This is a genomic window from Streptomyces similanensis (genome assembly GCF_039543625.1).
Lineage (GTDB): Bacteria > Actinomycetota > Actinomycetes > Streptomycetales > Streptomycetaceae > Streptomyces > Streptomyces similanensis.
In genome coordinates, this window is sequence record NZ_BAABKC010000113.1 from 1 (window position 1) to 24169 (window position 24169).

The 24169-nt window shown below is 74.4% G+C and carries 18 protein-coding genes, 2 tRNA genes and 1 riboswitch; of the genes, 13 read left to right on the forward strand and 7 right to left on the reverse strand.

Going from position 1 to position 24169, the window contains the following annotated elements; translation table 11 throughout:
* Positions 1 to 442: 442 nt before the first annotated feature.
* Both ABEB07_RS32470 and ABEB07_RS32475 read left to right on the forward strand, forming a co-directional pair.
* Positions 443 to 2761, forward strand: a complete 2319-nt coding sequence (locus ABEB07_RS32470) for a DEAD/DEAH box helicase (RefSeq protein ID WP_345671635.1) — start codon at positions 443 to 445, stop codon at positions 2759 to 2761.
* 161 nt (positions 2762 to 2922) lie between these two features.
* Positions 2923 to 2995, forward strand: a tRNA-Lys gene (locus ABEB07_RS32475).
* A gap of 347 nt (positions 2996 to 3342) precedes the next feature.
* Here the strand turns inward: ABEB07_RS32475 and ABEB07_RS32480 are convergent.
* Together ABEB07_RS32480 and ABEB07_RS32485 are read right to left on the reverse strand one after the other, a co-directional pair.
* Entirely contained in the window at positions 3343 to 3804 is a 462-nt protein-coding gene (locus ABEB07_RS32480) for a hypothetical protein (RefSeq protein ID WP_345671637.1), read from the reverse strand.
* Positions 3801 to 4169 (reverse strand): hypothetical protein, encoded by a 369-nt coding sequence (locus ABEB07_RS32485; protein WP_345671638.1) that lies wholly within the window; start codon positions 4167 to 4169, stop codon positions 3801 to 3803. Before ABEB07_RS32485 ends, ABEB07_RS32480 begins: the two co-directional genes overlap by 4 nt.
* 165 nt (positions 4170 to 4334) lie before the next feature.
* Here ABEB07_RS32485 and ABEB07_RS32490 point away from each other — a divergent pair, with 165 nt between their 5' ends.
* Both ABEB07_RS32490 and cyaB read left to right on the forward strand, forming a co-directional pair.
* Positions 4335 to 5186, forward strand: coding sequence for a helix-turn-helix domain-containing protein (locus tag ABEB07_RS32490; RefSeq protein WP_345671639.1), 852 nt, complete (start codon positions 4335 to 4337; stop codon positions 5184 to 5186).
* 15 nt (positions 5187 to 5201) lie between these two features.
* On the forward strand, positions 5202 to 5756 hold the full coding sequence (gene cyaB, locus ABEB07_RS32495) for a class IV adenylate cyclase (RefSeq protein ID WP_345671640.1): 555 nt from the start codon (positions 5202 to 5204) through the stop codon (positions 5754 to 5756).
* Between the two features lie 222 nt (positions 5757 to 5978).
* Here the strand turns inward: cyaB and ABEB07_RS32500 are convergent, their stop codons facing one another.
* Positions 5979 to 7886 (reverse strand): bactofilin family protein, encoded by a 1908-nt coding sequence (locus ABEB07_RS32500; protein ID WP_345671641.1) that lies wholly within the window; start codon positions 7884 to 7886, stop codon positions 5979 to 5981.
* Positions 7887 to 8091: 205 nt separating this feature from the next.
* On the opposite strand from ABEB07_RS32500, the gene ABEB07_RS32505 reads away from it, so the two are divergent.
* The 8 genes from ABEB07_RS32505 to ABEB07_RS32540 all read left to right on the forward strand — a co-directional run bounded on the left by ABEB07_RS32505 (position 8092) and on the right by ABEB07_RS32540 (position 15908).
* The gene (locus ABEB07_RS32505; RefSeq protein ID WP_176149578.1) at positions 8092 to 8598 is read left to right on the forward strand and encodes a SigE family RNA polymerase sigma factor; all 507 of its coding nucleotides are present in this window, start codon (positions 8092 to 8094) and stop codon (positions 8596 to 8598) included.
* An 11-nt stretch (positions 8599 to 8609) separates the two neighbouring features.
* On the forward strand, positions 8610 to 9260 hold the full coding sequence (locus ABEB07_RS32510) for a hypothetical protein (protein ID WP_345671643.1): 651 nt from the start codon (positions 8610 to 8612) through the stop codon (positions 9258 to 9260).
* A gap of 112 nt (positions 9261 to 9372) precedes the next feature.
* Positions 9373 to 10572 carry a dolichyl-phosphate beta-glucosyltransferase gene (locus ABEB07_RS32515; protein WP_425589123.1) on the forward strand — a complete coding sequence of 400 codons (1200 nt, stop codon included), beginning with the start codon at positions 9373 to 9375 and terminating at the stop codon, positions 10570 to 10572.
* On the forward strand, positions 10569 to 11876 hold the full coding sequence (locus tag ABEB07_RS32520) for a glycosyltransferase family 39 protein (protein ID WP_345671644.1): 1308 nt from the start codon (positions 10569 to 10571) through the stop codon (positions 11874 to 11876). Before ABEB07_RS32515 ends, ABEB07_RS32520 begins: the two co-directional genes overlap by 4 nt.
* A gap of 98 nt (positions 11877 to 11974) precedes the next feature.
* Complete coding sequence (locus tag ABEB07_RS32525; RefSeq protein WP_345671645.1) at positions 11975 to 13132, forward strand: dihydrofolate reductase family protein; 1158 nt, start codon at positions 11975 to 11977, stop codon at positions 13130 to 13132.
* Positions 13133 to 13179: 47 nt separating this feature from the next.
* Positions 13180 to 13253, forward strand: a tRNA-Met gene (locus tag ABEB07_RS32530).
* 346 nt (positions 13254 to 13599) lie between these two features.
* Positions 13600 to 13754, forward strand: a riboswitch (cyclic di-AMP (ydaO/yuaA leader).
* An 11-nt stretch (positions 13755 to 13765) separates the two neighbouring features.
* The gene (locus ABEB07_RS32535; RefSeq protein ID WP_345671646.1) at positions 13766 to 14857 is read left to right on the forward strand and encodes a M23 family metallopeptidase; all 1092 of its coding nucleotides are present in this window, start codon (positions 13766 to 13768) and stop codon (positions 14855 to 14857) included.
* Positions 14858 to 14963: 106 nt separating this feature from the next.
* Positions 14964 to 15908 carry an aldo/keto reductase gene (locus ABEB07_RS32540; RefSeq protein WP_345671647.1) on the forward strand — a complete coding sequence of 315 codons (945 nt, stop codon included), beginning with the start codon at positions 14964 to 14966 and terminating at the stop codon, positions 15906 to 15908.
* Positions 15909 to 15987: 79 nt separating this feature from the next.
* On the opposite strand, the gene ABEB07_RS32545 is transcribed toward ABEB07_RS32540, so the two are convergent.
* The 4 genes from ABEB07_RS32545 to ABEB07_RS32560 all read right to left on the reverse strand — a co-directional run bounded on the left by ABEB07_RS32545 (position 15988) and on the right by ABEB07_RS32560 (position 21267).
* The gene (locus tag ABEB07_RS32545) at positions 15988 to 17454 is read right to left on the reverse strand and encodes a PrsW family intramembrane metalloprotease (protein ID WP_345671648.1); all 1467 of its coding nucleotides are present in this window, start codon (positions 17452 to 17454) and stop codon (positions 15988 to 15990) included.
* 86 nt (positions 17455 to 17540) lie between these two features.
* Positions 17541 to 18368, reverse strand: a complete 828-nt coding sequence (gene trmB, locus ABEB07_RS32550; RefSeq protein ID WP_176149571.1) for a tRNA (guanosine(46)-N7)-methyltransferase TrmB — start codon at positions 18366 to 18368, stop codon at positions 17541 to 17543.
* A gap of 161 nt (positions 18369 to 18529) precedes the next feature.
* Complete coding sequence (gene lhgO, locus ABEB07_RS32555; protein ID WP_345671650.1) at positions 18530 to 19741, reverse strand: L-2-hydroxyglutarate oxidase; 1212 nt, start codon at positions 19739 to 19741, stop codon at positions 18530 to 18532.
* A gap of 101 nt (positions 19742 to 19842) precedes the next feature.
* Positions 19843 to 21267 (reverse strand): MFS transporter, encoded by a 1425-nt coding sequence (locus ABEB07_RS32560; protein WP_176149569.1) that lies wholly within the window; start codon positions 21265 to 21267, stop codon positions 19843 to 19845.
* 692 nt (positions 21268 to 21959) lie between these two features.
* On the opposite strand from ABEB07_RS32560, the gene ABEB07_RS32565 reads away from it, so the two are divergent.
* The gene (locus ABEB07_RS32565) at positions 21960 to 24038 is read left to right on the forward strand and encodes an asparagine synthase-related protein (RefSeq protein WP_176149568.1); all 2079 of its coding nucleotides are present in this window, start codon (positions 21960 to 21962) and stop codon (positions 24036 to 24038) included.
* Positions 24039 to 24169 lie beyond the last annotated feature (131 nt).

Below are 24169 nucleotides of genomic sequence, written 5' to 3' on the forward strand. Positions count from 1 at the left end.
CGGTGATCCGACACCGACGCAGGCGGTGCCGCCCCCGCCGCAGACGTCGGCCGCCGTAGAGCAGCCCCCGGCCTCCCCGCCGCCCGCGCAGACCACGACGGAGCCGCCGTCGGCCGAGCCCTCGTCGTCGGCGCACGAGGGCACCGGGCCGCAGCTGGAGCGGCGCGAGCCGGCGCCGCGACCGGGCCGGTCGGGTCGCCGTCCGTCCGGTACACTGGCCTGACTGCCCCTATGGCACCGGTTTGCCCTTGAGTTTGCCTTCGAGGGTGAGGAGTGCGTATGGTGGTAGATCGTTTGATCCCATTTGCCCGGCGCCCATGCAGAGCGCGCCGTGTGGCGCGTACTCTCCTTTGCCGTGGCTGACCGCATCGAGGCGGTCGTGGTGCGAAACACGGAGTTGACGGGCGCGTGCCGACGAGACTCCGGAAGGTTTCGCATTCGCATGTCCATTGCCAGTACTGATCACGTCGTCGTGCCCGAGAACGGCCAGGACGCCCTGGAGAGCCAGGAGACCGCGCAGGCGCCCGAGAGCGTCGAGGTCACCGAGAGCACCCAGGTCGCCGAGGTCGCCGAGGACACCGAGGTCCAGGCGTCCGAGACCGCCGAGGACCAGGCCCCCGAGCTGACCTTCGCGGACCTCGGCCTGCCCGAGGGCGTCGTGCGCAAGCTCGCGCAGAACGGCGTGACCTCCCCCTTCCCGATCCAGGCCGCGACCATCCCGGACGCCCTGGCCGGCAAGGACATCCTCGGCCGCGGTCGCACCGGCTCCGGCAAGACCCTCTCCTTCGGTCTGCCGACCCTGGCCACGCTGGCCGGCGGCCGCACCCAGAAGCACAAGCCGCGCGCCGTCATCCTCACCCCGACCCGTGAGCTGGCCATGCAGGTGGCCGACGCGCTCCAGCCCTACGGCGACGTCCTCGGCCTGAAGATGAAGGTCGTCTGCGGCGGTACCTCCATGGGCAACCAGATCTACGCCCTGGAGAGGGGCGTCGACATCCTCGTCGCCACCCCGGGCCGGCTGCGCGACATCATCAACCGCGGCGCCTGCTCGCTGGAGGACGTGAAGATCGCCGTCCTCGACGAGGCCGACCAGATGTCCGACCTGGGCTTCCTGCCCGAGGTCACCGAGCTGCTCGACCAGGTCCCGGCCGGCGGCCAGCGGATGCTGTTCTCCGCCACCATGGAGAACGAGATCAAGACCCTCGTCGACCGCTACCTCACCGACCCGGTGAGCCACGAGGTGGACGCGGCGCAGGGCGCGGTGACGACCATGTCGCACCACATCCTGATCGTGAAGCCCAAGGACAAGGCGCCGGTCACCTCGGCCATCGCCTCCCGCAAGGGCCGCACCATCATCTTCGTGCGCACCCAGCTCGGCGCCGACCGCGTGGCCGAGCAGCTGCGCGACGCCGGCGCGAAGGCCGACGCGCTGCACGGCGGCATGACCCAGGGCGCCCGCACCCGCACCCTGGCCGACTTCAAGGACGGTTACGTCAACGTCCTGGTCGCCACCGACGTCGCCGCGCGCGGCATCCACGTCGACGGCATCGACCTCGTCCTGAACGTCGACCCGGCCGGCGACCACAAGGACTACCTGCACCGCGCCGGCCGCACCGCGCGCGCCGGCCGCACCGGCACGGTGGTCTCCCTGTCCCTGCCGCACCAGCGCCGGCAGATCTTCCGCCTGATGGAGGACGCGGGCGTCGACGCCTCGCGCCACATCATCCAGGGCGGCGCGGCCTTCGACCCGGAGGTGGCCGAGATCACCGGCGCCCGGTCGATGACCGAGGTGCAGGCCGAGTCCGCGGGCAACGCCGCGCAGCAGGCCGAGCGCGAGGTCTCGCACCTGGCCAAGGAGCTGGAGCGGGCACAGCGCCGCGCGACCGAGCTGCGCGAGGAGGCCGACCGCCTGGTCGCCCGGGTCGCCCGCGAGCGCGGCGAGGACCCGGGCGAGGCGGTGGCCGAGGCGCAGGCCGTGGCCGAGCGCACCGCCGAGGTGACGGTGCCGGAGCAGCCGGCGGCCCAGGACGTCGACCGTGCGGACCGCGCGGACCGTGCCGAGCGGGCCGAGCGCGAGGAGCGCACGGCGCCCTCGTCGTCGTACGAGCGCCGTGAGCGCCGTGACGACCGCGGTGAGCGTGGCTTCAACCGTGACCGCAACGACCGCGGCAACGACCGTGGCGGCCGTTCCTTCGAGCGTCGTGACGACCGTGGCGGTTTCAACCGTGACCGCAACGACCGTGGCTTCGACCGCGACCGCGCGCCGCGTTCCTTCGAGCGTCGGGACGACCGCCGTGACGACCGTGGCGGCTTCCGCCGCGACGACCGCGGTGACCGTGGTTTCAACCGTGACCGCAACGACCGCGGCAACGACCGTGGTTTCGAGCGTCGTGACGACCGTGGCGGCCGTTCCTTCGAGCGTCGTGACGACCGCGGCGGTTTCAACCGTGACCGCAACGACCGTAACGACCGCGGCAACGACCGTGGCTTCGACCGCGACCGCGCGCCGCGTTCCTTCGAGCGCCGGGACGACCGCCGGGACGACCGTGGCGGCTTCCGCCGGGACGACCGTCCGGCGCGGCGCGACGAGCGCGGCGGCCACCGCGGCAGCGACCGTCCGTTCAACCGCGACCGCCAGGGCGACCGTCCGGGCTTCCGCTCCGGCGGCCACGAGCGCCCCTACGGCCGTCGTGACGACCACCGCGGCGGCGGCTCCTTCGGCCGCCGCGAGGACAAGCCCCGCTGGAAGCGCAACGGCTGACACCTGCTGAGGTGACCGGGAAGGGCCCGTACGACTCCGCTCGTACGGGCCCTTCCGCGTCCGCGGACCGCCACCCGTACGCCACACCCACGACCCGCCTCCCCGATACCCGATCGGAGACGCGGCCTCCTACGGCTATGCTCGGGGAGGCGACATCGCCTGGGCCCTTAGCTCAATTGGCAGAGCAGTGGACTTTTAATCCATTGGTTGTGGGTTCGAGTCCCACAGGGCCTACCGCTTGACCCCAGGTCAGATGCTCTCTGACCTGGGGTCGCGTCCGTTTCGGCCGATATTGTGACCGCTTGCTGGCCCCTGGCCGGCCCGAGTGGTCAGAGCTGGTGACGCGACCAGGCCCCGCCGCCGTGTTTCCGCCGGCGGCAGGGGCCTTGGCCCTGTCCGGTCCCGGCACGCCGTCGTGCCGGGGCGGGGAGTTCAGTGGCGGCCCGCCGGCGCCGTCTGCCGGGGCACTGCCGGTTCGCACGGGGTGGGGCACAGGTGGACGTCCGGCGCTGCCCCTGACGGGGAGTCGATCGGGATCACCTGGGGTGTGCCTTCGATGGGCCGGTCGCAGTGGTCGCAGATCATCGGGCGGCCGGCTCCTTGGTCAGGCAGGGGGCGTCGACGTAGCCGGGGTAGTCGCGTGAGTCGCCCATCCAGAGGACGGGCAGCGCCGGCTCGGTGTCGCCCAGCGGCTGGTGACAGGAGAAGCAGATCAGTTCTCGGTGCGCGGCTTCGACGGTCAGCTCGTGCAGGGTGCGCCGGCCGCGGCTGACGTGGCAGGTGCGGCCGTGCTGGCAGTGGGCGCATCCGAGGACGTGGCTGTGCCAGTCGTACCAGGTGGCGAGCCAGGCCAGCTGTCCGGCGTAGCAGGTGAGGCAGATGCGACACGGGTCCAGCGGCGACATGCCGAGGGCGGACTCGTCGGTCGCGGTGCCGCACCAGGTGCACGCAAGGCCTTCGAGCGCCGCCGATGTCGGTGGCGGGTACTCCCAGGTGATGAGCTGGTGCAGGCGGTACAGCTCTGCGGGGGGCACCACGGTCACCGTCGCCCCTCCCGCGCCAGTCGGTACAGGGCCCGGCCGATCTCGCAGCCCGCCTCGGTGGTGCGGCAGGTCTCGCAGTCGGGGTGATGGTCGAACATGCCGCGGTGCGCACGCCGGCCCGCGCAGCGACGGCAGGCGCGCGGGAAGGCAGTGACGCCGTCGGCCATGTGCTCGCCGAGGTCGACAGCCGTCTCGGTGGTCAGCGGCCCCCAGTCGCACCAGAGGCAGTGGGCGCCGCGAGCCTGCCGGTCAGGGATGCCGGCGAGCTTGGGCAGGCCGAGCACGTTCACGACCGCGGCGTGCACTTCGAGTAACGCGCTGGGAGCCCCTGCCGTCTCCGAAGCGGGGGCGGTACCGTGCGTCATGTCGACTCCTTCCAGTCGGCCAGCCCCGGGGCCGTTCGCGCGGCCGCCGGGGCGTTGAGCGGGTCAGGCCAGAATCTGTGACGTACGGTGCTCGGGCGATACCCCAGCGGTAATCTCACGGTGGGATGGATTCCCATCCCGCTGTGGACATCGTGGAGCCGCATCGTGACAACCTCGCTGGGGCCGATCGACCTGCCGGACTGGGCATGGGAGCGAGCAGAGGTCCGTGAGGCACTCCGCGCCCGCGATGTGGGCGCTGTCTTCCGCCGCGTCCAGCAGTACGCCGGCGCCAGCCAGACCCGGATCGGTATGGCCGTCGGCATGACACAGGCCCGCGTCAACGAGATCATCAACGGCCGGAGGGAAGTCTCCCGACTGGACGTGTACGAGCGGATCGCAGACGGCCTCCGCATGCCCGACGACGCCCGGCATCTGCTCGGCCTTGCCGCCAGCCGGGAGAGACGCACCGGCGGCGCCGCATTCGACCTCGCCGCATTCCCCGAGGTTGTCCGGGTGTACGCCGCACAATCCTCGGCAGCGCAAGAGATTCAGCAGCAGGCCCGCGAGGCACAGCAGCTGGACGTCCTGGCCGTGCGTGGTCTTGGCCTCATCGGACTCAACGACAGCCTGCTCCGCGCTTGCCTGCCGCGCGATCAGGGAGGGAAGGGGCTACAGGTCCGTATCGCTCTCCTTGACCCCGACAGCGATGCCCTGACCCGCCGCGCCGCCGAGATCGGCGAGTCGGCCGAATCCCTCGCCAGCGGCGTGCGCCTGACGGAGGCCCGGTTGAGGGAGCTGGCCGACACCTGCGAGGTGAGCGTCTACCGGTACCGGATGCTGCCCACTTGGCGTCTGATCAGGACCGACGACACCATGTTCGTCGGTGCCTTCGACGTCGGTTGGGAAGGGCATGAGTCGGCGACGTACAAGGTGATGGCGACGCCGCACGGCCCGCTGTACCGCGGCTTCCGGCGGATGTTCCAGGCGATCATCGACGGGGCAGAGCAGACGGTCTGAGAGGGAGGTTCGACGTTGATCGAGGCGGAGCTGAAGGCCCGGGTGCACGACCCGGAGGCGGTCATGCGGCGGCTGGAGGAAAGGGCATCGGCCCGGATCGAGGTGTACCGGGACACCTACTACGACCGGCCTGACGGCTCGCTGGACAAGGAGGATCAGGAACTGCGGGTGCGGACCGTGCACGGGGCGGACGAGACCCGGACCGTGCTGACGTACAAGGACGCGGCAGTCGATGAGGCGTCCGGGTCGAAGCCGGAGTACGAGACCGAGGTGGACGACGCCGAGGCGGCGCACGCCATCCTGCGGGGACTCGGGCACGTGCAGGCCATCGCGTTCGAGAAGCGGTGCCGGAACTACGACTTCGAGGCACACGGCCGGCGGATGCTGGCGACCCTCGTCCGGGTCCCGGAGATTGACGGCACGTTTCTCGAACTGGAGACGCTCGCGGCCGAGGACGACGTCACCGCCGCCCTGGACGACGTGCGGGCGGTCCTCGCCGAACTGGGCATCAAGCCGGAGGACCTGACGCGGGAGACGTACACCAGCGCGGTGGCCGAGCAGCGCGCCTGACCCCGGACATGACGAAGCGGCCCAGACCTCCCGGAGGAGGACGGGGCCATGGTCATGAGGTGATGTCGTGCAGGTACGGTGCCGCCTCGTCCGGGACCGGCTGCGGGTTCGAGTCCCACAGGGCCTGCCCGAGGCGGGGGAGGGACTCGTCCCCCCTTCTCGCCACGCGGCGGCCGGACCGGTGCCGTGTCGTTTCCCTCCGTGCCGGTGCGGCGCGGTCGTTCAGTTGCGGCGCAGTACCCGGTTCAGGCCCGTCGCCGCCGTCGTGGCGAGCAGCCACCCGGCGGTGACCAGGGCGACGACGGCCCAGCGCAGGGCGCCGTGCGGGGCGTAGGCGCTCTGTTGGCCGAAGTCGACGACGGGGATCAGCACGTCGAGGGTGTAGATGGCCGGCTGGAATCCCGGGGGTTTTCCGTCGCCGGACGGGGCGGGCGGATCGGCGGCGAACAGGAGGGTTCCCGCGGCGAAGAGGGCCGCCAGCAGCCAGACCGCCCGCTGGGGCCGGTATCCGTAGCCCACGGTGGCGTCCTGGAGCAGGCTCCAGGCGCGGGCCGGGCGGGAGAGGGTGCGGCGCAGCCTGCGCTGGCGGGCCAGGAGGATGGCACGGGCGTCGGCGTCCCGGCCGTGCTGCCGGTAGTGCGCGCCCAGTTGCTCGTAGGGCCGCGGGACGAAGCCGCCCGGGTCGCGGTCGAGCCAGGGCAGCCGGGCGCGGGCGGCGAGGACCGGCTGGAGGCCGTCGTAGGCGAGGCCGTCGAGGACGAGGGCCCGGGGCCAGGTCGCCGGATCGTCGCGCAGCACGCCCACGCGGCTGTGGCTGAGGTCGACGGCGCCCCTCGGGGCCTCGGCGAAGCTCAGCACCAGCTCGGCGGTGGTGGACCGGCGGCAGGTGAGCGCCGGCCGCCCGGCGGGCACATCGAGGCGCGCGCCCCGGAAGCAGAGCCGGGCGCGGACCGTGACGCCGCCGACGGCCACCCGGCCGTGCGCGGTGAACCCGTCGCAGCAGTTGAACTCGGCGCCCACCTCCACCCCGTGGGCCCGCAGCGCGGTGTCCCCGTCGTCCGGGGCGGTGAGGTCGGCGCCCTCGAAGAGGAGCGAGCCGCCGATCCGCGCGTCGCAGAGGTCGACGGTGCCACGGGCGACGAAGCCGCCGCGGAAGTTGAGGTTGCCGCCGACGTGCAGCCGGTCGCCCTTGACGGCGTCGCCGCGCGGATTGTCCAGCCGGGCCCGCTTCAGGGTGACGGTGCCGCGCACCGAGGTGTCGCGCAGTTCGAGGCAGCCGCGCACGGTGAGCCCGCGGCCGGCCTGGATGTCACCGCCGACGGTCGCGCACAGGAGTTGCAGCGCGGGTTCGCCGCGGCTCTGTCCGGTGCCCGTGAGGGTGGCGTCCTCCAGGTGCACGGAGCCGCCGATGGAAGCGCCGTAGAGGTTGATGGGGCCCTCGGAGACGAAGCCCCCGTCGAGGTGGAGGCCGCCCTCCACGTGGAGTTCGGGCGCGTCCAGGAGGAGGCCGGGGCCGCGCAGGCGGGCGCCGCGGAAGCCGACGGTGTTGCGGATCTGGGAGCTGGCGAGGCGGACCGGGCCGGTGCAGGTGGCGCCGTCGGCGGAGAAGTCCTCCTCCACGGAGAGGGACTCGGCGTCCAGCGCCGGGCCGCCCGGCGGTGCGGTCAGCGTGGAGCCGTCGAGGGCGAGTCCGGCGCCGACGGTCGCGGAGCGCAGCGTGACGGTGCCGTCGATCCGGCAGTCGAGCAGCGCGCACGCGCGGTCGAACCGCGCTTCGGCCGCGCCGAGTCCGGGCAGCGCGCAGTCGCGCAGTTCCAGGGCGCCGAAGCGGGCGCCGTCGAGCCGCGGCGCCTCGTCCAGCACGCAGCGCTCCAGCCGTACCGCGCACGCGATGTCGGCTTCGGCGAGGTCCAGCGTGCCGGTCACGCGGGCGCCGCGCAGCCGGAGCCTGGCCAGGTGCCCGGGGTACGGCGGCGGGGGCGCGAGCAGCACCCGGCGCAGCACCGCCGCGGCCACCTCGGGCACGTCGTCGCACCACTCGCCGCGCCGGTACGCCTCCCAGACCCGCAGGGCGTGCGGTTCCCAGCCGTCCGGCGCGTCCCCGTCCGGCGGATGTCCGGCCGTCGTCATCGGTTTCCCCCCTCGCGCCGTACGGCCTCCCCCGGCCGCGGCGCACCGCATGGCTACCCAGCGGGCGGCCGGATCAAGCTGGGGCGCCGCCCGGTCGCCCGAGGGTGAGGTGGATCACACGTTCGGAGTGCATAGAAGTGCGGCCGTCACCGTCTTTCCCTGAGTGCGGGGGGTGCGGGCCATCGGAGGAAGCGGGGACGGCGGGATGCAGCAGACAGGGGCGGGTGAGTTCGACGCGTTCGTGGCGGCCCGCTGGTCGTCGTTGCTCCACCTCGCCCGGCTGCTGACCGGCGGCGACCGGCACCGGGCGGAGGACCTCGTGCAGGAGTCCCTGGTCAAGCTCTGGTTCCGGTGGCCGAAGATCGCCCACGAGGCGCCGGAGGCGTATGTGCGCCAGGTGATGGCGCGGGCCGCGGCGCGCTCGGCGCGGCGGCGCTGGTGGGGGGAGCGTCCCGTCGAGCAGGTGCCCGAGACCTCGGCGGTGGGCGACGTGTCCGCGACCGTCGCCGAGCGCTCGCGCATCGAGGCCGCGCTGGCGCAACTGCCGACCCGGCAGCGGGCGGTGGTGGTGCTGCGCTACTACCAGGACCTCTCCGAGAGACAGGTGGCGGAGGCGCTGGGCTGCCCGGTGGGCACGGCCCGGTCGCACGCTGCACGCGGAGTCGCCCGGCTGCGGCAGCTCCTGGCCGACGTCACGGAGCCGGTGGGGTGAAGGAGACGCCCGTGGACGACCACATGGATCACTTCGACGGTTTCGACGGTTTCGACGGTTTCGAGGGCTTCGGCGGCAGGGGCCGCGACGGCCTCGGCGTCCCCGTCGGCTCCGACAGCCCCGACGGCACGCACCGCTTCGAGCGGCGGCTCACCGTGCTGATGCGCGACAGCGAGCGGCACGCGCCCTTCGAGCCGCGGCACCGAGAGCGCCTGCGGGCCGGTGTGCGGGCGCGTCGGCGGGCGCGGGCGGCGCGACGCGCCGTCGGCTCCGCCTTCGCGGTCGCCGGACTCGGCGTCGGACTGCTGCTCCTGCCCGGCCGGCACGTCCGGGACGAACCCAGCGCACCCGTCCCGCGGCCCACGGCGGTCCCGTCGGCCACGACTTCGGCCCCGGCTACCTCCCCGCCGTCCCCGCCGGCCTCGCCGTCCGCACCTCCCCCCACATCGGCGCCGCCCGCCTCCTCGGCCACGGCCACGACCACGACCGGGGCGCCCGGTGCGGACTTCACGATCGCCCCGCCGCCCTCCACGTCGGTCCCGGCCACCTCCCCGGCGACGTCGAGCTCACCGGGGACGGGGGCGGGGACGACGGCGACCGAGCCGCCGTCCCCTCCCACCGAGACCTCCCTCGCCGGTCCGTCCGGCCACCCCGCCTCCTGAGCGGACCCGAGCGGAACCCCGAGCACAGCCCTGAGCACAGCCCCGAGCAGCACCCCGAGCACAGCCCTGAGCAGCACCCCGAGCACAACCCCCGAGCAGAAAAGGACCGACCGTGACAGAGACCGGCCTCGACGCCTCGCCGGGCACCGGCCGCCCACCCCTGCCGGGCCCCCGCCGCACCCCGATACCCGCGCTGCCGGCACACCACCCGGACCCCGTAATCGACATCGTCGTACCGGTGTTCAACGAGGAGGCCGACCTGGAGCCCGGCGTACGGCGGCTGCACGCGCACCTGCGCGCGACCTTCCCCTACCCGTTCCGCATCACCGTCGCCGACAACGCCAGTACCGACGACACACCCCGGATCGCCGCCCGGCTGGCCGACGAACTCCCCGAGGCGCGGTGGCTGCGGCTGACCGAGAAGGGGCGCGGCCGGGCGTTGCGGACCGCCTGGTCGCGGTCGGACGCCCCGGTGCTGGCCTATCTGGACGTGGACCTGTCCACCGAGCTGACGGCGCTGCTGCCGCTGGTCGCCCCGCTCGTCTCCGGGCACTCCGACATCGCCATCGGCACCCGGCTCGCCCCGGGCGCGCGCGTGGTGCGCGGGCCCAAACGGGAGGTCGTCTCCCGGTGCTACAACGTCATCCTGCGCACCGCCCTCGGCGTGGGCTTCTCCGACGCCCAGTGCGGTTTCAAGGCGGTGCGCCGCGAGGCCGCCGAGCGACTGCTGCCGCTGGTGCGGGACCCGGAGTGGTTCTTCGACACCGAACTGCTGGTGCTCGCCGAGCGGGCCGGGCTGCGGATCCACGAGGTGCCGGTCGACTGGGTCGACGACCCCGACAGCCGGGTGGACCTCCTGCCGACCGCGCTGGCCGACCTCCGCGGCATCGCCCGGATCGCCCGCCGCCCGGCCCGCACCGCGCTCCTCCCCGCCCCCGCCGTCCTCCCGCCGGCCACCCGCGCCCGCCGCTTCGCCGCCGCCGCGGCCCTGGCCGCCCTCGCGCACCTGCTCCTGTACGCGGCGCTGCGCCCGGCCACCGGCGCGCAGAGCGCCAACGCGCTGGCCGTCCTCGTCTGCGCCCTCGCCGGACCCGCGGCGCACCGGCGGCTCACCCTGCCGGTCGCACTGCTGCTGACCGGCGGAACCCTCGCGGCCCTGCACCACGCCGCGCCGTCCGCCGCCCACCGCACCGAACTCGCCGCCCTGGCCGCCGCCGACCTGGCCGTCGCGCTGCTGCGGTCCCCCTTCCTCCGCACGGGTGCGGCCCGCGCCGCGTCCCGTCGCCGCCGTACCGGGGCCGCAGCCCGATGAGCCGAGAGAACATCCGGAACGGGGCGGACGCGACGGCCGCGACGGCGACGGCCGCGGACGCGGCCGGCACGGCCGCCGCCCCCGAGGACACCCCCGCCCCCTCGTCCATACATACGCCCCGCTCGGCGCTGCGCAGCGCCGCCCGCCGCCTCGGCCCCGTCCTCGCGGTCTACGGCACGCTGAAGCTCGCCGGCTTCGTCGTCTTCCTCTCCCTGCTCGACTCCGCCGGCGACTACCGCACCAAGGCCCCCCGCTTCGGCGGCGGCGCCCACCCCTGGGACGTCCTGGCCACCTGGGACGGCTGGTGGTACCAGCAGATCGCCGCGCACGGCTACCACCCGGCGCTGGAGGCGGTCCCCGGCGCGACCGGCCTGATCACCGTCCAGGAGAACTCGGCGGCGTTCTTCCCGCTGTACCCGGCCCTGATGCGGCTGGTCTCCGAGGTCACCGGGCTGGGCCTGTACGGCGCCGGGCTGCTGGTCTCCGTCGTCGCGTCCTTCGCCGCCGCCCTCGGGATCTACGCCCTGACCGAGCGGTTCGGCGGCCGGCGGGCGGGGCTCGCCGCCGCCGGACTGTGGGCCGTGTGGCCGGGTTCCGGCGTGGAATGGGCGGTCTACTCCGACTCGCTCTACGTCGCCCTCGCCGTCTGGGCCTGCCACGCCGTCCTGACCCGCCGCTGGCTCACCGCCGGGGTGCTCACCTGCCTCGCCGGCCTCAACCGCCCCACCGCCGCTGCGCTGATCGCCGCGCTGGCCGTGGCCGCGCTGCTCGCGCTGCGCCGGCGCGAGGACGGCGCCCGCCCCCTGGCCGCGCTGCTGATCGCCCCGCTCGGCCTGGCCGGCTACCTCGCCTGGGTGGGCCACCGCATGGGCGACTACGGCGGCTACTTCAAGCTCCAGAGCGGCGCGTGGGCCCACTCCTTCGACTACGGCAAGCACACGCTGCGCGTGCTCAGGTCGCTGCCGGTGGGCCACTACGACTACATCTACGCCTACCCCTACGAGGATCTGATCGGCGTCGGCGTCGTCCTGCTGGCGCTCGCGCTGCTCCTGCTGCTGATCCGGCTGCGGCCACCGGTCGCCTTGGTCGTCTACACGGTCATGACCATGGTCCTGGTCCTGGGCAGCCAGCAGATCTTCGGCAACGTTTCGCGCTACCTGCTCCCCGCCTTCCCGCTGTTCCTCCCGCTCGCCCTCGCCCTGCGCCGGATCGGCCCCGCCCTGCTGTACACGCTGCTCGGCATCGCGGCGCTGGCCTCCGGCTCGTACGCGGGCTACGCCCTCTTCGAACTCGGCATCCCGTAGCCGCGGGCGGCGCGCGGCCTCCGCCAGACTGGGAGCACGTCCCGGCCACGCGGCCGGCCGCCCGCCCCACCTGCCTCCCGCCCGAGGAGAACGCGTCGATGCCCCTCCCGTACGTCCTGCTGTCCGCCGCCGTCTCCCTCGACGGCTACCTGGACGACACCGGCCCCGACCGCCTCCTGCTGTCCGGCCCCGCCGACTTCGAGCGGGTGGACGAGGTACGGGCGTCCGTGGACGCGATCCTCGTCGGGGCCGGCACGCTGCGCGCCGACAACCCGCGGCTGCTGGTCAACTCGCCCGAGCGGCGCGCGGCCCGGGTCGCCGCCGGGCTGCCGGAGTACCCGCTGAAGGTCACGGTCAGCGCCTCGGGCGAACTGGACCCTGGGGCGCGCTTCTGGCACACGGGCGGCGCGAAGGCCGTCTACACCACCGACGAGGGAGCCGCGCGCCTGCGGCGCACCGGCCTCACCCCGGCCACACACCCCGCCGTCGACGTCGTGCCCCTGGGCCCGGAGCTCGACTGGCGGCTGCTGCTCGCACACCTGCACGACGTGCTCGGTGTGCGGCGGCTCATGGTCGAGGGCGGCGGCACGATCCACACCCAGCTGCTCCAGCGGCAGCTCGCCGACGAGGTGCAGCTCGTGCTCGCCCCGCTGTTCGTGGGCGACCCGGCCGCGCCCCGGCTGTTCGGGCCGGGGTCGTACCAGGGCGGGCGGCTGCGGCTGGTGGAGACCCGGGCCGTCGGGGACGTGGTCCTCCTGCGGTACGAGCCCACCGCACCCGGCGCCGGCGGGCGGACCGTCCCCGCCGACCGGCACTGGCTGCGGACCGCCTGCGAGCTGGCGCTGCGGTGCCCGCCCTCGGCGACCGCGTTCAGCGTGGGCGCGGTGGTGGTCGCCGCCGACGGCACCGAGTTGGCGCGGGGCCACTCGCGGGAGGCCGGCGATCCCGTCGTGCACGCGGAGGAGGCGGCACTCGCCAAGATCGACCCGGCCGATCCGCGGCTCGGCGGGGCCACGGTGTACAGCAGCCTGGAGCCGTGCGCCCGACGCGCCTCCCGGCCGCGGCCGTGCGCCCGGCTGATTCTGGACGCCGGGGTGCGGCGGGTGGTCACGGCCTGGCGGGAGCCGGACACGTTCGTCGAGGCGGCCGACGGGGCCGGGCTCCTGGCGGGCGCGGGCGCGGAGGTCGTCGTCCTGCCGGAGTACGAGGCGGCGGCCCGGGAGCCCAACCGGCACCTGGATCCGGGGCTCAGGTGAACTCGTGTGCAACCAGCCCCGAACATGGGATACACTGGTTTCACCGACGCGGGGTGGAGCAGCTCGGTAGCTCGCTGGGCTCATAACCCAGAGGTCGCAGGTTCAAATCCTGTCCCCGCTACTGAAGACTCAGGGCCGGAATCCGATCACAGGATTCCGGCCCTGAGTGTTTCCCGGACACCGTGGCCCTCGACCCTCGCCCCCCGTCACCACACGTGAGCGGGCCGACCCCCTCCGCATAACAACTGACACACCATCACCTCGCGCCGCGTACCGCCGATGGCCGAGGAGAGCCCGTGGATGGCCTGATTCTTTGTCAACTCACCCGCCTTCAGTCCCCCGTGAGCGGTATGTCCTGGCCAAAAAGGTTTAATGATCAAGCCGCACGGCTTGGAATCAAACCCCCACGTCTATTAACGTTCGATAACGCAGCGCGGTCGTCCCAGCCGTCACCAGAGGCGGCTCCGTGCGCGCACGCGCCGAATCCCGCGAGGGAACCGGGGAACCACCACCTTGGGGTGAATCGCACGTCACCCGTGCCGTCATGGCCGGTCGACGCGCGTAGGAGACCTTCCCGCTCCGAACCCGTCAGCTAACCCGGTAGGCGACGCGGAAGGAAAGGAGCACGCCCGCGTGGCGTCCAACCGGCCTGCCTCTGAAGCCCCGTTCCTGCCGAGCCGGCGCACCGAGTCCTTCGGTTACGGCGAGCGGCGCCCCGACGAGGGCCCCTGGGAGGAGTGGAACCCCACCGAGGACTCCCTCCGCCCCGTACGCGGCCGGCACCGCGTCGCCAAGCAGCGCGGCGGCGGGCTCGCGCGCAGCTCCACCGTCCTCGGCGTCGGCGTCATCGCCGCCGTCGGCGCGGGCGGCATGGCCAGCGCCAACACCGGCAAGCCGCCGGTCTCCCTCTCGCTGCCCGACCTGCCCTCCGTGGACCACCTGCCGGCGGTCGGCGCGCTCTTCGACGACTCCGCCGAGGACACCGCCGCACCCGTGGGCTCGGCGACCGCGCTCAGCGACGTGGTCGAGGCCACCCCCCAGGTCCCGCAGGCTGAGCAGGCCCAGCAGGTCCAGGCCGCGCGCGGCACCGCCGACGCGGGCGAGGCGCTGCGCAACCGGATCATGGCCCAGGCCGAGCAGCAGCAGGCCCAGGTCGAGGCGAAGGCGCGGGCCGCCACCGAGGCCGCCGCGGTGAAGAAGGCCCAGGCCGACGCGGCCCAGGCCAAGCAGGAGGCCGAGGCCAAGGCCGCCGCCGCGAAGAAGCGGGCGGAGGAGGAGGCCAGGAAGAAGGCCGAGGAGGCGCGCCTGGCCGAGCTGGCCAAGCAGTACACGCTGCCGACCTCGTCCTACACGATCACCTCCACCTTCGGCCAGGCCGGCTCCATGTGGTCCTCCGGCCACCACACCGGCCTCGACTTCGCCGCGCCCACCGGCACGCTGATCAAGGCCATCCACAGCGGCACCGTCACCGAGGCCGGCTGGGCCGGCGCCTACGGCTACCGCACGATCCTCACCCTCGACGACGGCACCGAGCTGTGGTTCTGCCACCAGTCCTCGATCAGCGTCTCGGCCGGCCAGAAGGTCGGCACCGGCGAGGTCATCGGCCGGGTCGGCGCCACCGGCAACGTCACCGGGCCGCACCTGCACCTGGAGGTGCACCCGGGCGGGCAGGCCACCGGCATCGACCCGATGGCGTGGCTGAACGGCAAGGGCCTCAACCCCTGAGACGGCCCCGCACGGACGCTCCGCCGGGCGCTGTTTGCGCGATCTTTGCGCCCGGATCCGGCGGGGCACGGAATGGGCCGCTCTGCCATGGCCGTTGATGTCGTACATGACTTCTCTTCGCAAGCTCGGCCAGTCCGACCTCGAGGTCTTCCCGCTCGCCCTCGGCGGCAACGTCTTCGGCTGGACCGCCGACCGGAACCGGTCCTTCGCCGTGCTCGACGCCTACGCGGCGGCCGGCGGCAACTTCGTGGACACCGCCGACTCCTACTCCGCGTGGATCGAGGGCAACCACGGCGGCGAGTCCGAGACGATCATCGGCGAGTGGATCAAGGAGCGCGGCAACCGCTCCGACGTCGTCATCGCCACCAAGGTCAGCCAGCACCCCGACTTCAAGGGCCTGTCCGCCGCCAACATCAAGGCCGCCGCCGACGCCTCCCTCAAGCGGCTCGGCACCGACCACATCGACCTGTACTACACCCACTTCGACCAGCCCGAGGTGCCCGTCGAGGAGATCATCGGCGCCCTGGACGAGCTGGTGAGGGCGGGCAAGGTGCGCCAGATCGGCGCCTCCAACATCTCCGCCGAGCGCCTGAAGGCGTCCCTGGAGTTCTCCGAGCGCGAGGGCCTGGCCCGCTACGTGGCGCTCCAGCCGCACTACAACCTCGTCTCGCGCGACACCTACGAGGGAGAGCTGCGGGACCTCGCCGAGCGGGCCGGCCTGGCCGCGATGCCGTACTTCGCGCTGGCCTCCGGCTTCCTGACCGGCAAGTACCGGCCGGGCGCGACGGTGGACAGCGCACGGGCCGAGGGCGCCGCCAAGCACCTGGCGACCGAGCGCGGCCAGAAGGTCCTTACCGCCCTCGACGAGGTCGCCCGGGCCCATGACGCCGAGGTCGCCACGGTGGCCCTGGCCTGGCTCGCGGCCCAGCCGACGGTGGCCGCCCCGATCGCCTCGGCGCGGACCGTGGAGCAGCTCCCGGCCCTGCTCGCCGTCGCCGGACTGCGGCTGACGGACGACGAGATCGGCAAGCTGACCCAGGCATCCGCCTGACCGGACGATCCGACCCGGGCGATCCGACCCGGGCGATCCGATCCGGGTGATCCGATCCGATCCGGACGACCGGCTCAGATCAGGGTTGCGTCCGGTAGGGGTTGTACGCGGGGTACGGCGCCGGAGCCGCGCCGGCGGCGCCGTACGACCCGTACCCCTGCGCCGCCCCGGGCGCGACCGGACCGCTCTGCGGATACCCGTACCCGTGCGCACCGGGGCCGGGGCCCTGGGGGCGCGGGTGGGGGTGCGGGGCGCCGTAGCGCTGGGACTGGCCGTACACGCCGAGGACCGGCCACGGCGGGGCGACCACCCGCACCGGCGGCGCGGTCATCCGGGCCGCGTGGTCGAGCGCGGGCCGCGCCACCTCGCGGCCGCGCCACATCGCGTGCAGCAGCTCCTGCTCGCGGGCGGCGAAGCCGGCGCCGGCCCGGCCGAGGCGGCCGCGGCGGCGCAGGAACGCCAGCGAGGTCGCGTACGCCTCGTACTGGGCGACGGTGCGCGCCGCGGGCTTGCCCAGGTGCCGGCCGGCGTACTCGCGGGCCACCCGGCGGGCCCGCATGGACCCGAGGGCGAACGGCTCGGCGGGGGTCAGCCACCCGGCGGCGGCGTACGCGGGCAACTCCTCGCGCACCGTGCGCAGCTCCCGCTGGCGGGTCCAGACCACCAGCCAGGTCAGCAGCCCGAGGGCGGGCAGCATGAAGGCGCCGTAGACCGCGAAGAAGCCGTACTCGCCGAAGGTCGAGGAGCTGTTCCAGAAGGCGTGCATGCCCATCGCCAGCAGCAGTCCGGCCGGCGGCAGCAGGGCGCGGCGCACCCGGTGGCGCTCGGCGGACAGGGACGCGGCGATGCCGAAGCCGATGCCGGTGAAGACGGTGAACAGCGGGTGCGCGAAGGGCGACATCACCACGCGCACGAAGAAGGTGGCCGCGGTGACGGAGGCGATGCCCCGGCCGCCGGTCATCTGGTCGGCGCCGAAGGCGGTGCCGAGGTAGAGGATGTTCTCGGTGAACGCGAAGCCGGTCGCGGTCACCCCGGCTATCACCACCCCGTCGACGATGCCGGTGAAGTCGCGTCTGCGGAAGAGGAAGACCAGCAGCACGGCGGCGGCCTTCGCGGACTCCTCCACGATCGGGGCTATCACCGTCGCGCCCAGGGTGTCCGCCCCGGCCGGGTCGGCGGTCGCCGTGGCGATCCACTTCGTCGCGAAGCTGTTGGCGACGATGGCGATGAGCGCCGCGGCGCAGGCGCCCCACGCGAACGCGAACACCATGTTGCGCCAGGGTCCCGGGTCGACGCGGTCCAGCCAGCGGAACGCGGCCGTCAGCAGCGGCACCGGCAGCACGGCCAGGCCCAGTCCGACCAGGAGACCCTCGGTGCCGGTCTGCCGCCGTACGAGGGCGAGGATGACGAGCCCGGACAGCGCCAGCAGGGCGGCCAGGGCGCCGTACCGCACCCACCGTTTCTGCCACCAGTGGGCGTGCCGCGGTGGGCCGCCGACGGGGGCGGGACCGCTGGGATGCGTCGGGTACGGGGGACTGGTGACCACGTGATTGACCCTAACGAGGGAGGGGACCGCCCGCGACGGGGTATCGAGGTCCGGGCGCGGGCGGTGCGGTCCTGTGCGGTCTCGTGCTATCGCTGCTGCTCGTCGTGGGGTACGCGGCGAAAGAGCAGGTCGTTCACCACGTGCCCCTTCTCCAGGCCCTGGCCCTCGAACCGGGTCAGGGGGCGGAAGCCGGGGCGGGGGGCGAAGCCGCCGTCGGCGCGGGTGTTCTCGAAGGCGGGGTGCGCGGTCAGCACGTCGAGCATCTGTTCGGCGTACGGCTCCCAGTCGGTCGCGCAGTGCACGATCGCCCCGGGCCGCAGCCGGGCGGCGGCCAGCGTCAGGAACTCCGGCTGGATCAGCCGCCGCTTGTGGTGCCGCTTCTTGGGCCAGGGGTCGGGGAAGTAGACGCGCAGGCCGTCGAGGGAGTCCGGGGTGAGCATCTCGCGCAGCAGGATGATCGCGTCGCCGTTGGCGACCCGGACGTTGCCGAGGCCGGTGCGTTCGGCGAGGGCCAGCAGGTTGCCCTGACCGGGCGTGTGGACGTCGACGGCCAGGATGCCGGTGTCCGGGTCGGCGGCCGCCATCTTCGCGGTGGCCTCGCCCATCCCGAACCCGATCTCCAGCACGACGGGGCGGCGGTCGCCGAACAGCTCGGCCAGGTCCAGGACCCGCTGTCCGTCGATGTCCAGCCCCCACCGGGACCACAGCCGCTGGAGCGCCTCCGCCTGCCCGGTGGTGACCCGGCTGCGCCGGGGCTGGAAACTCCGGATCCGCCGCTCGAAGTGCGATCCGGCCGGATCGGCCTGGGGGCCGTCGGGGAAGCGGGGCTCCCCCTTGGGCCGGCCGAGCGGAACGGCGCCGTCGGCGTCGGGTGCGGGCTGACGGGCGGGAGAAAGCTTCAAGGACTCAGACACAGTGCCACCGATTTTACGACCCGGTCGAGCGAAGCAGCCCGTCCGGCGGGTGAGGACGAGGCCGTTCGGGCCGACAGCGGGGGTCCGGGAGCGGCAGCCCCCAGGGACGGGCCGGGCAGGGACGGGCCGGGCAGGGGCGGGGACCCTCCGGGGGGAGACCCTCACCCCTGCGCCAGGGCCGACAGCGCCCGGCGGGCGACCTCGCGTCCGATCGGCAGCGACGCCGTGGCCGCCGGCGACGGCGCGTTCAGCACGTGCACCGCCCGCGCCCCCTCCCGGATCAGGAAGTCGTCCACCAGCGTCCCGTCCCGCAGCACCGCCTGCGCCCGCACGCCCGCGGCGGCCGGCACCAGATCCCCGTCCGCCACCTCCGGCAGGAGCCTGCGCACCGCCTGCGTGAACGCCCCCTTGGACACCGACCGCCGCAGCTCCCCGGCCCCGTACCGCCAGTGCCGCCGGGCGATCCGCCACGAGCCCGGCCAGCCGAGCGTCCCGGCCAGCTCCCGGGGCCGTACGACCCCCCACCCGTACCCCTCGCGGGCCAGCGCCGGCACCGCGTTGGGCCCGACGTGCACGCCGCCGTCGATCCCGCGGGTGAGGTGCACGCCGAGGAACGGGAACGCCGGGTCCGGCACCGGATACACCAGGCCCCGCACCAGCTCCGGCCGCGCCAGCTCGTAGTACTCCCCGCGGAACGGCACGATCCGCATCCCCGGGTCGTCGCCGGTCAGCCGCGCCACCTCGTCGCAGTGCAGCCCCGCGCAGTTCACCAGCACCCGCCCGCGCACGACGTCCCCGCGCGCGGTGCGGACGGCCACCCCCAGCCGCGGGCGGCGGTCCACCTGGACGACCCGCGCCCCGTAGCGGATCTCCGCGCCGGAGGCGTCGGCCAGGTGCCGGGCCACGTCGGTGTAGTCGCAGATTCCGGTCGTGCCCACGTGGATCGCGGCCAGTCCGCGCACCTCGGGCTCGTACTCCGCGATCTGCGCGGCGCCCAGCTCGCGCACCGGGATGTCGTTCTCCCGGCCGCGCTGCACCAGGGCGTGCAGCCGGGGCAGCTCGGCGCGCGAGGTCGCGACGATCAGCTTGCCGGTGACGGCGTGCGCGACGCCGTACTCGGCGCAGAACTTGACCATCTCGGCCGCGCCCCGCACCGCGTACCGCGCCTTGAGGGAGCCCGGCCGGTAGTAGATCCCGCTGTGGATCACCCCGCTGTTGCGTCCCGTCTGGTGCCGGGCCGGGCCCGGCTCCTTCTCCAGCACGGTCACGCGGGTGCCCGGCGCGGCGCGCGTGATCGCGTACGCCGTCGACAGCCCGACGATCCCGCCGCCGACCACCAGCACGTCGCAGTCGTGAGCGATCCTCGGCCGCATCCGCTCCACCTCCCGCCTCGATAGTGCACCGTGCCACTGACAATGCCCGCGAACCCGGGTGGCGGACGCCCTCCGGGCGCCCCGAGGCGGACGGCTGCCGGCTAGGCGGGGGTCACCAGCAGCGGCCGGGCCCGTTCGCGCAGCTCGGCCACGCGGGGTTCGTCGCCGTAGGGCTCCAGCCGGTGCAGGAGGTCCCTGACGTACTCCATGGTGCGCGCCGAGGAGATGCGCCCGGCGACCTCCACCGCCCGCACGCCCTGCTCGCAGGCCGCGTCCAGGTTGCCCGACTCCAGTTCGGCGACCGCGGAGACGACGAGCCGGAGGCCGTGCGAGCGCACGAACTCCTCCGTCGGCTTCGACAGCGCCTGCTCGGTGAAGCGGCGGACCTGGCGGGGCGCCTTCAGGTCGCGGTAGCACTCGGCGGCGTCGGCGGCGAACCGGTCGTAGCCGTAGAAGCCCAGCCAGGAGGGGTCGTTGTCGCCCTCCCGGGAGCGCTCCAGCCAGCCCTCGGCCGCCTTCAGGGCCGCGCCGGCCGCCTGGGCGTCCCCGGCGCGCGCGTGGGCGCGTGCCTCCACGAGGCGGAAGAAGCTCATGGTGCGGGCCGTGGCCAGGCCGCGGTTGCGCTCCAGGGCGGCCTGCGCGAGGTCGACGCCCTCGTCGCCGAAGCCGCGGTAGGTCGCCTGGAGGGACATCGACGCCAGGACGTAGCCCCCCAGGGGCACGTCGGCCGCCGCGCGGGCCAGCCGCAGCGCCTGGATGTAGTAGCGCTGCGCGGCCTCCTGCTGGCCGGTGTCGAAGGCCATCCAGCCGGCCAGCCGGGTCAGCTCGGCGGACGCGCCGAACAGGGCCCTGCCGACCTCGTCGGAGTACGAGCCGAGCAGCAGCGGCGCCGCCTCCACCCGCAGACACTCCGGGACCATCGACGAACGCCAGTCGCCGCCCCCGTACTTGGAGTCCCAGCGCCTGGCGTCCTCGGCGGCCTCGCGCAGCTTCCCGACGTCGCTGTGGCCGACTTTCAGCGGTGCGCCCGAGCCCTCCGCCGTGTTCGCCTCGCGTGCCACCGAGCTGTCGGCCGGGGTTATCAGCCACCGGGAGGCGGGAGTGGCGTACGCGGTCACGGCGAACGAGCCGGCCAGCGACTGCCAGATGCCGCCGGAGCCGGCCCGGCGCCCGGCCAGGTCCAGCCGGTACAGCTCGGTCGCCGACCGCACCGCCTGGGCGACGTCCCGGGGGAAGGCGAGGCCCACCTCGGGCGCGGGGTCCGCGTCCGCCAGGCCGATCTCGTGCAGCGGCACCGGGCGGCCGAGCTTCTGGCCGATGGCGGCGGCGATGAGGTGCGGCGCCGCGCCCTGCGGCACCATCCCCTTCGAGACCCAGCGCGCCACCGACGTCTTGTCGTAGCGAAGTGTCAAACCGCGCTGGGCGCCGAGGTCGTTGACGCGCCGTGCGAGCCCTGCGTTGCTGATTCCCGCGAGGGCGAGAACGGCGCCGAGTTTCTCGTTCGGCCCGCGTTGCTCCCTGGACATGCGCCACCCCTCGACACAGACGGCTGCCGCGCTGGCATAACCACGCGGCATTCGTAAACCCAGCGTAGTTCGCCGCATCCCAAGCGTTAAGGGGCATTCTTCCGGATGGCGGGATTGTGGTCCGCACGGGAGTACGGAGCCTGCACGCAGGGTGCCGGCGTGCTCCCGATGTGTGGCCGTGCGCCCGTGCGTGCGCTCTACTCCGGCCACCGGAGCGGCTGTTGCATGGTCCTGCGTGGGTCGGCCCGCTGTACTGGATCCAGTGGGCTGGGGGACACCGCCGCCTACATCCCCGCGGGCGGCGGACCGGTCCGGGAGGCGAACTCCGCCTCCCGGACCGTGCGTTGCCGGCTGCCGCGCCGCGCGTGTACGGAGCGTGCGCACGCCAGTTCGCCGAACTCCGATTTGGCTGAAAATAGCCCCATCGTCCCGTCACCTAATTCCGTCCCCACCATGGCACTTGACGGCGCGCGGAGTATCGCGGGGAGCGCATCAGGGGGCGCATTCAGGTCGCGACGACCTTGCCCGGTACGGCCGTTCGCCGTCGGCGCGCCATCGACGCGGTCGGCGCGCGAAGGCGCGCACCGCGGGCCCGAGGCGGCTCCGCCTCCCCTCCGGCGCGCTTCCTTCGTGGCAGCATGGTGACCGGTTCGAACGGTGCACCTGGTTGTCCGCGGTCCGTGGAGGCGTCGATGCGGTGGTTGGTGGGGTGGAGCAGCGCCGCCGCGGGCGCCGACCGGATCGGTTCCGCCGGCGCCACCGGGTACGACGGCGAGACCGTGCAGCCGGTGGGCTCCCAGCTCCTGTGGAGCGATCCCGATCCGCTGTGGGCGGTCGGCGACTGGCGGCCCGACGAGGTCCGCCTGGTGCAGGCCGACGCGCAGACCAGGGTCGCGGTGCTCGGCACCTGCGGCGCCTCCGACGAACAGCTGCGCATCGGCCTGTTCGCGGCGCGCGGGGGCGCACTGCGGCATCTGACCGCCTGGCCCGGCAGTTACACGGCCGTCGTCCAGGTGGGCCGCCGCATCACCGTCTGCGGCGACCTCGCGGGCGCGCGCCCGGTGTTCCACACCCCCTGGGCCGGCGGCACGGCCTACGCGACGGCCGCGCTGCCGCTGGCCGACCTCGTCGAGGCCAACCTCGACTTCGGGCACCTGGCCGCCCTGCTCGCCGCTCCCGACGTACCGGCCGCGCTCGCCGACTCCACGCCCTACGAGGGCGTCCGGCGCATCCCTCCGGGGCACGCCCTGATCCTGCGGGCCGGGGCGCGCGAGGTCGCCGGGTACGAGCCGGTCGCCTCGCTCGCCGTCGCCGCGCCCCCCGCCGACCCCGACAGCGCGGTCGACGCGGTGCGCGACGCCCTGGTCGAGGCCGTCCGGGCCCGCCTCTCCGCGCCCCGGCACGTGCCCGACATCGACCCCGGCCCGGTGCCCGGCATGGGCCCGGCCGAGCGCCGCGCGGCCCGCGGGATGCCGGTGCCCGGGATCGGCGCCGACCTGTCCGGCGGCCCGGCCTCGGGCACGCTCGCCCTGCTGGCCGCCGGCCTGCCGGGCAACCCCGGCACGCTCCTGGGCCACGGCACCGGCGCCGGCGAACGCCTGCTCGCCGTCACCTTCAACGACCTCGCCGTCGGCGGCCGCGAGGCGGAACTCGAACGGGCCGGGACCCTCGCCGCCAACCCGCGCCTGCACCACGTGGTCGTCACCGGCGGCGAGGACGTCCTGCCCTACGTCGACCTGGACGGCCCGCTCACCGACGAGCCCGGCCCGTCCCTGGTCACGGCGGCCCGGCACCGCGCCCGGCTGGCCGCGGGCAGCGCCGACCACTTCACCGGCTACGGCGCCCGCCAGGTGCTCGACGCGCATCCCGCGCGCCTGGCCGACCTCCTGATGGACCGCAAACGGCGCCACCTGGTCCGCCCCGTCGCCGCCCTCACCAGAGCCGACGGCTCGGTCCTGGTGCCCGCGCGGGTCTACGGCGCGGCCCGGCGGCTGGCCCGCACGCCCTACCGCTCCGGCCTGGAGGGGCTGGCCGACCGGCTGCTGCACCGCCGCTTCGACGAGCCCGCGGGCGCGGTCGGGGCGTCGCTGGCCGCGCTCACCTGGGGCGGGCCCGGCCCGGCCGCACGGTGGCTGACCGGTGAGGCGCTGGCTGAAGTATCGGTTCGCCTCCAGGGCGCGACGACCCGGCCCGGCGCCGGCCCCGGCCAGCGGCCGGGCGACCACCGCGCACGGGCCGCGCTGGCGCGCTGCGCCGCGGACCTGCGCGTCCTGGAACAGGCCGCCGAGATCCGCTCCCAGCGGCTGCACACCCCGTTCCTCGACAACCAGGTCGTCCGCGCCTGCCGCGCCCTGCCGGAGGCCCTGCGCGTCCAGCCGGGGGCCCGCGCGGCCATCCTGCGCACGGTCCTGGAGGGCGCCGGAGTCGGCGAACTGCCGCCTGGCTGGGGCGCGCCCTCGCACGCCCCGGCGGCCGTCGCGGCCCGGGCGGGACTGCGGGTGGCCGTGGACGGCCTGATCGACCTGTTCGCCACCCCGCTGCTCGCGGAGGCGGGGCTCGTGGAGGCGCGGGTGGTCCGCAAGGCCCTGCGCGCGGCGGCCCAGGGCGAGCCGCTGCCCCTGGACGGCCTGGCGGACCTGGTCGCCCTGGAGATGTGGCTGCGCCGCCTGCTCGCCCGCCGGGGCACCTGCTGGACCGGCACCCCGGCCCGCGCCCGCGCGGTCCCGGCCGGCATCGCCCCCCAACGCGACGCCCTGGCCTCCGGCAGCTGAACACCCCACCCCGAGACGCCCCACCGCCCCCGAACGCCCCGCCCCCGTCGACCCACACGGCCAGCGGCCGACCGGCGTCGGTTCAGTGAGGTCTTCGCCGTCAGCGGCCGTGCGGTGCCACCTGCTTCGGC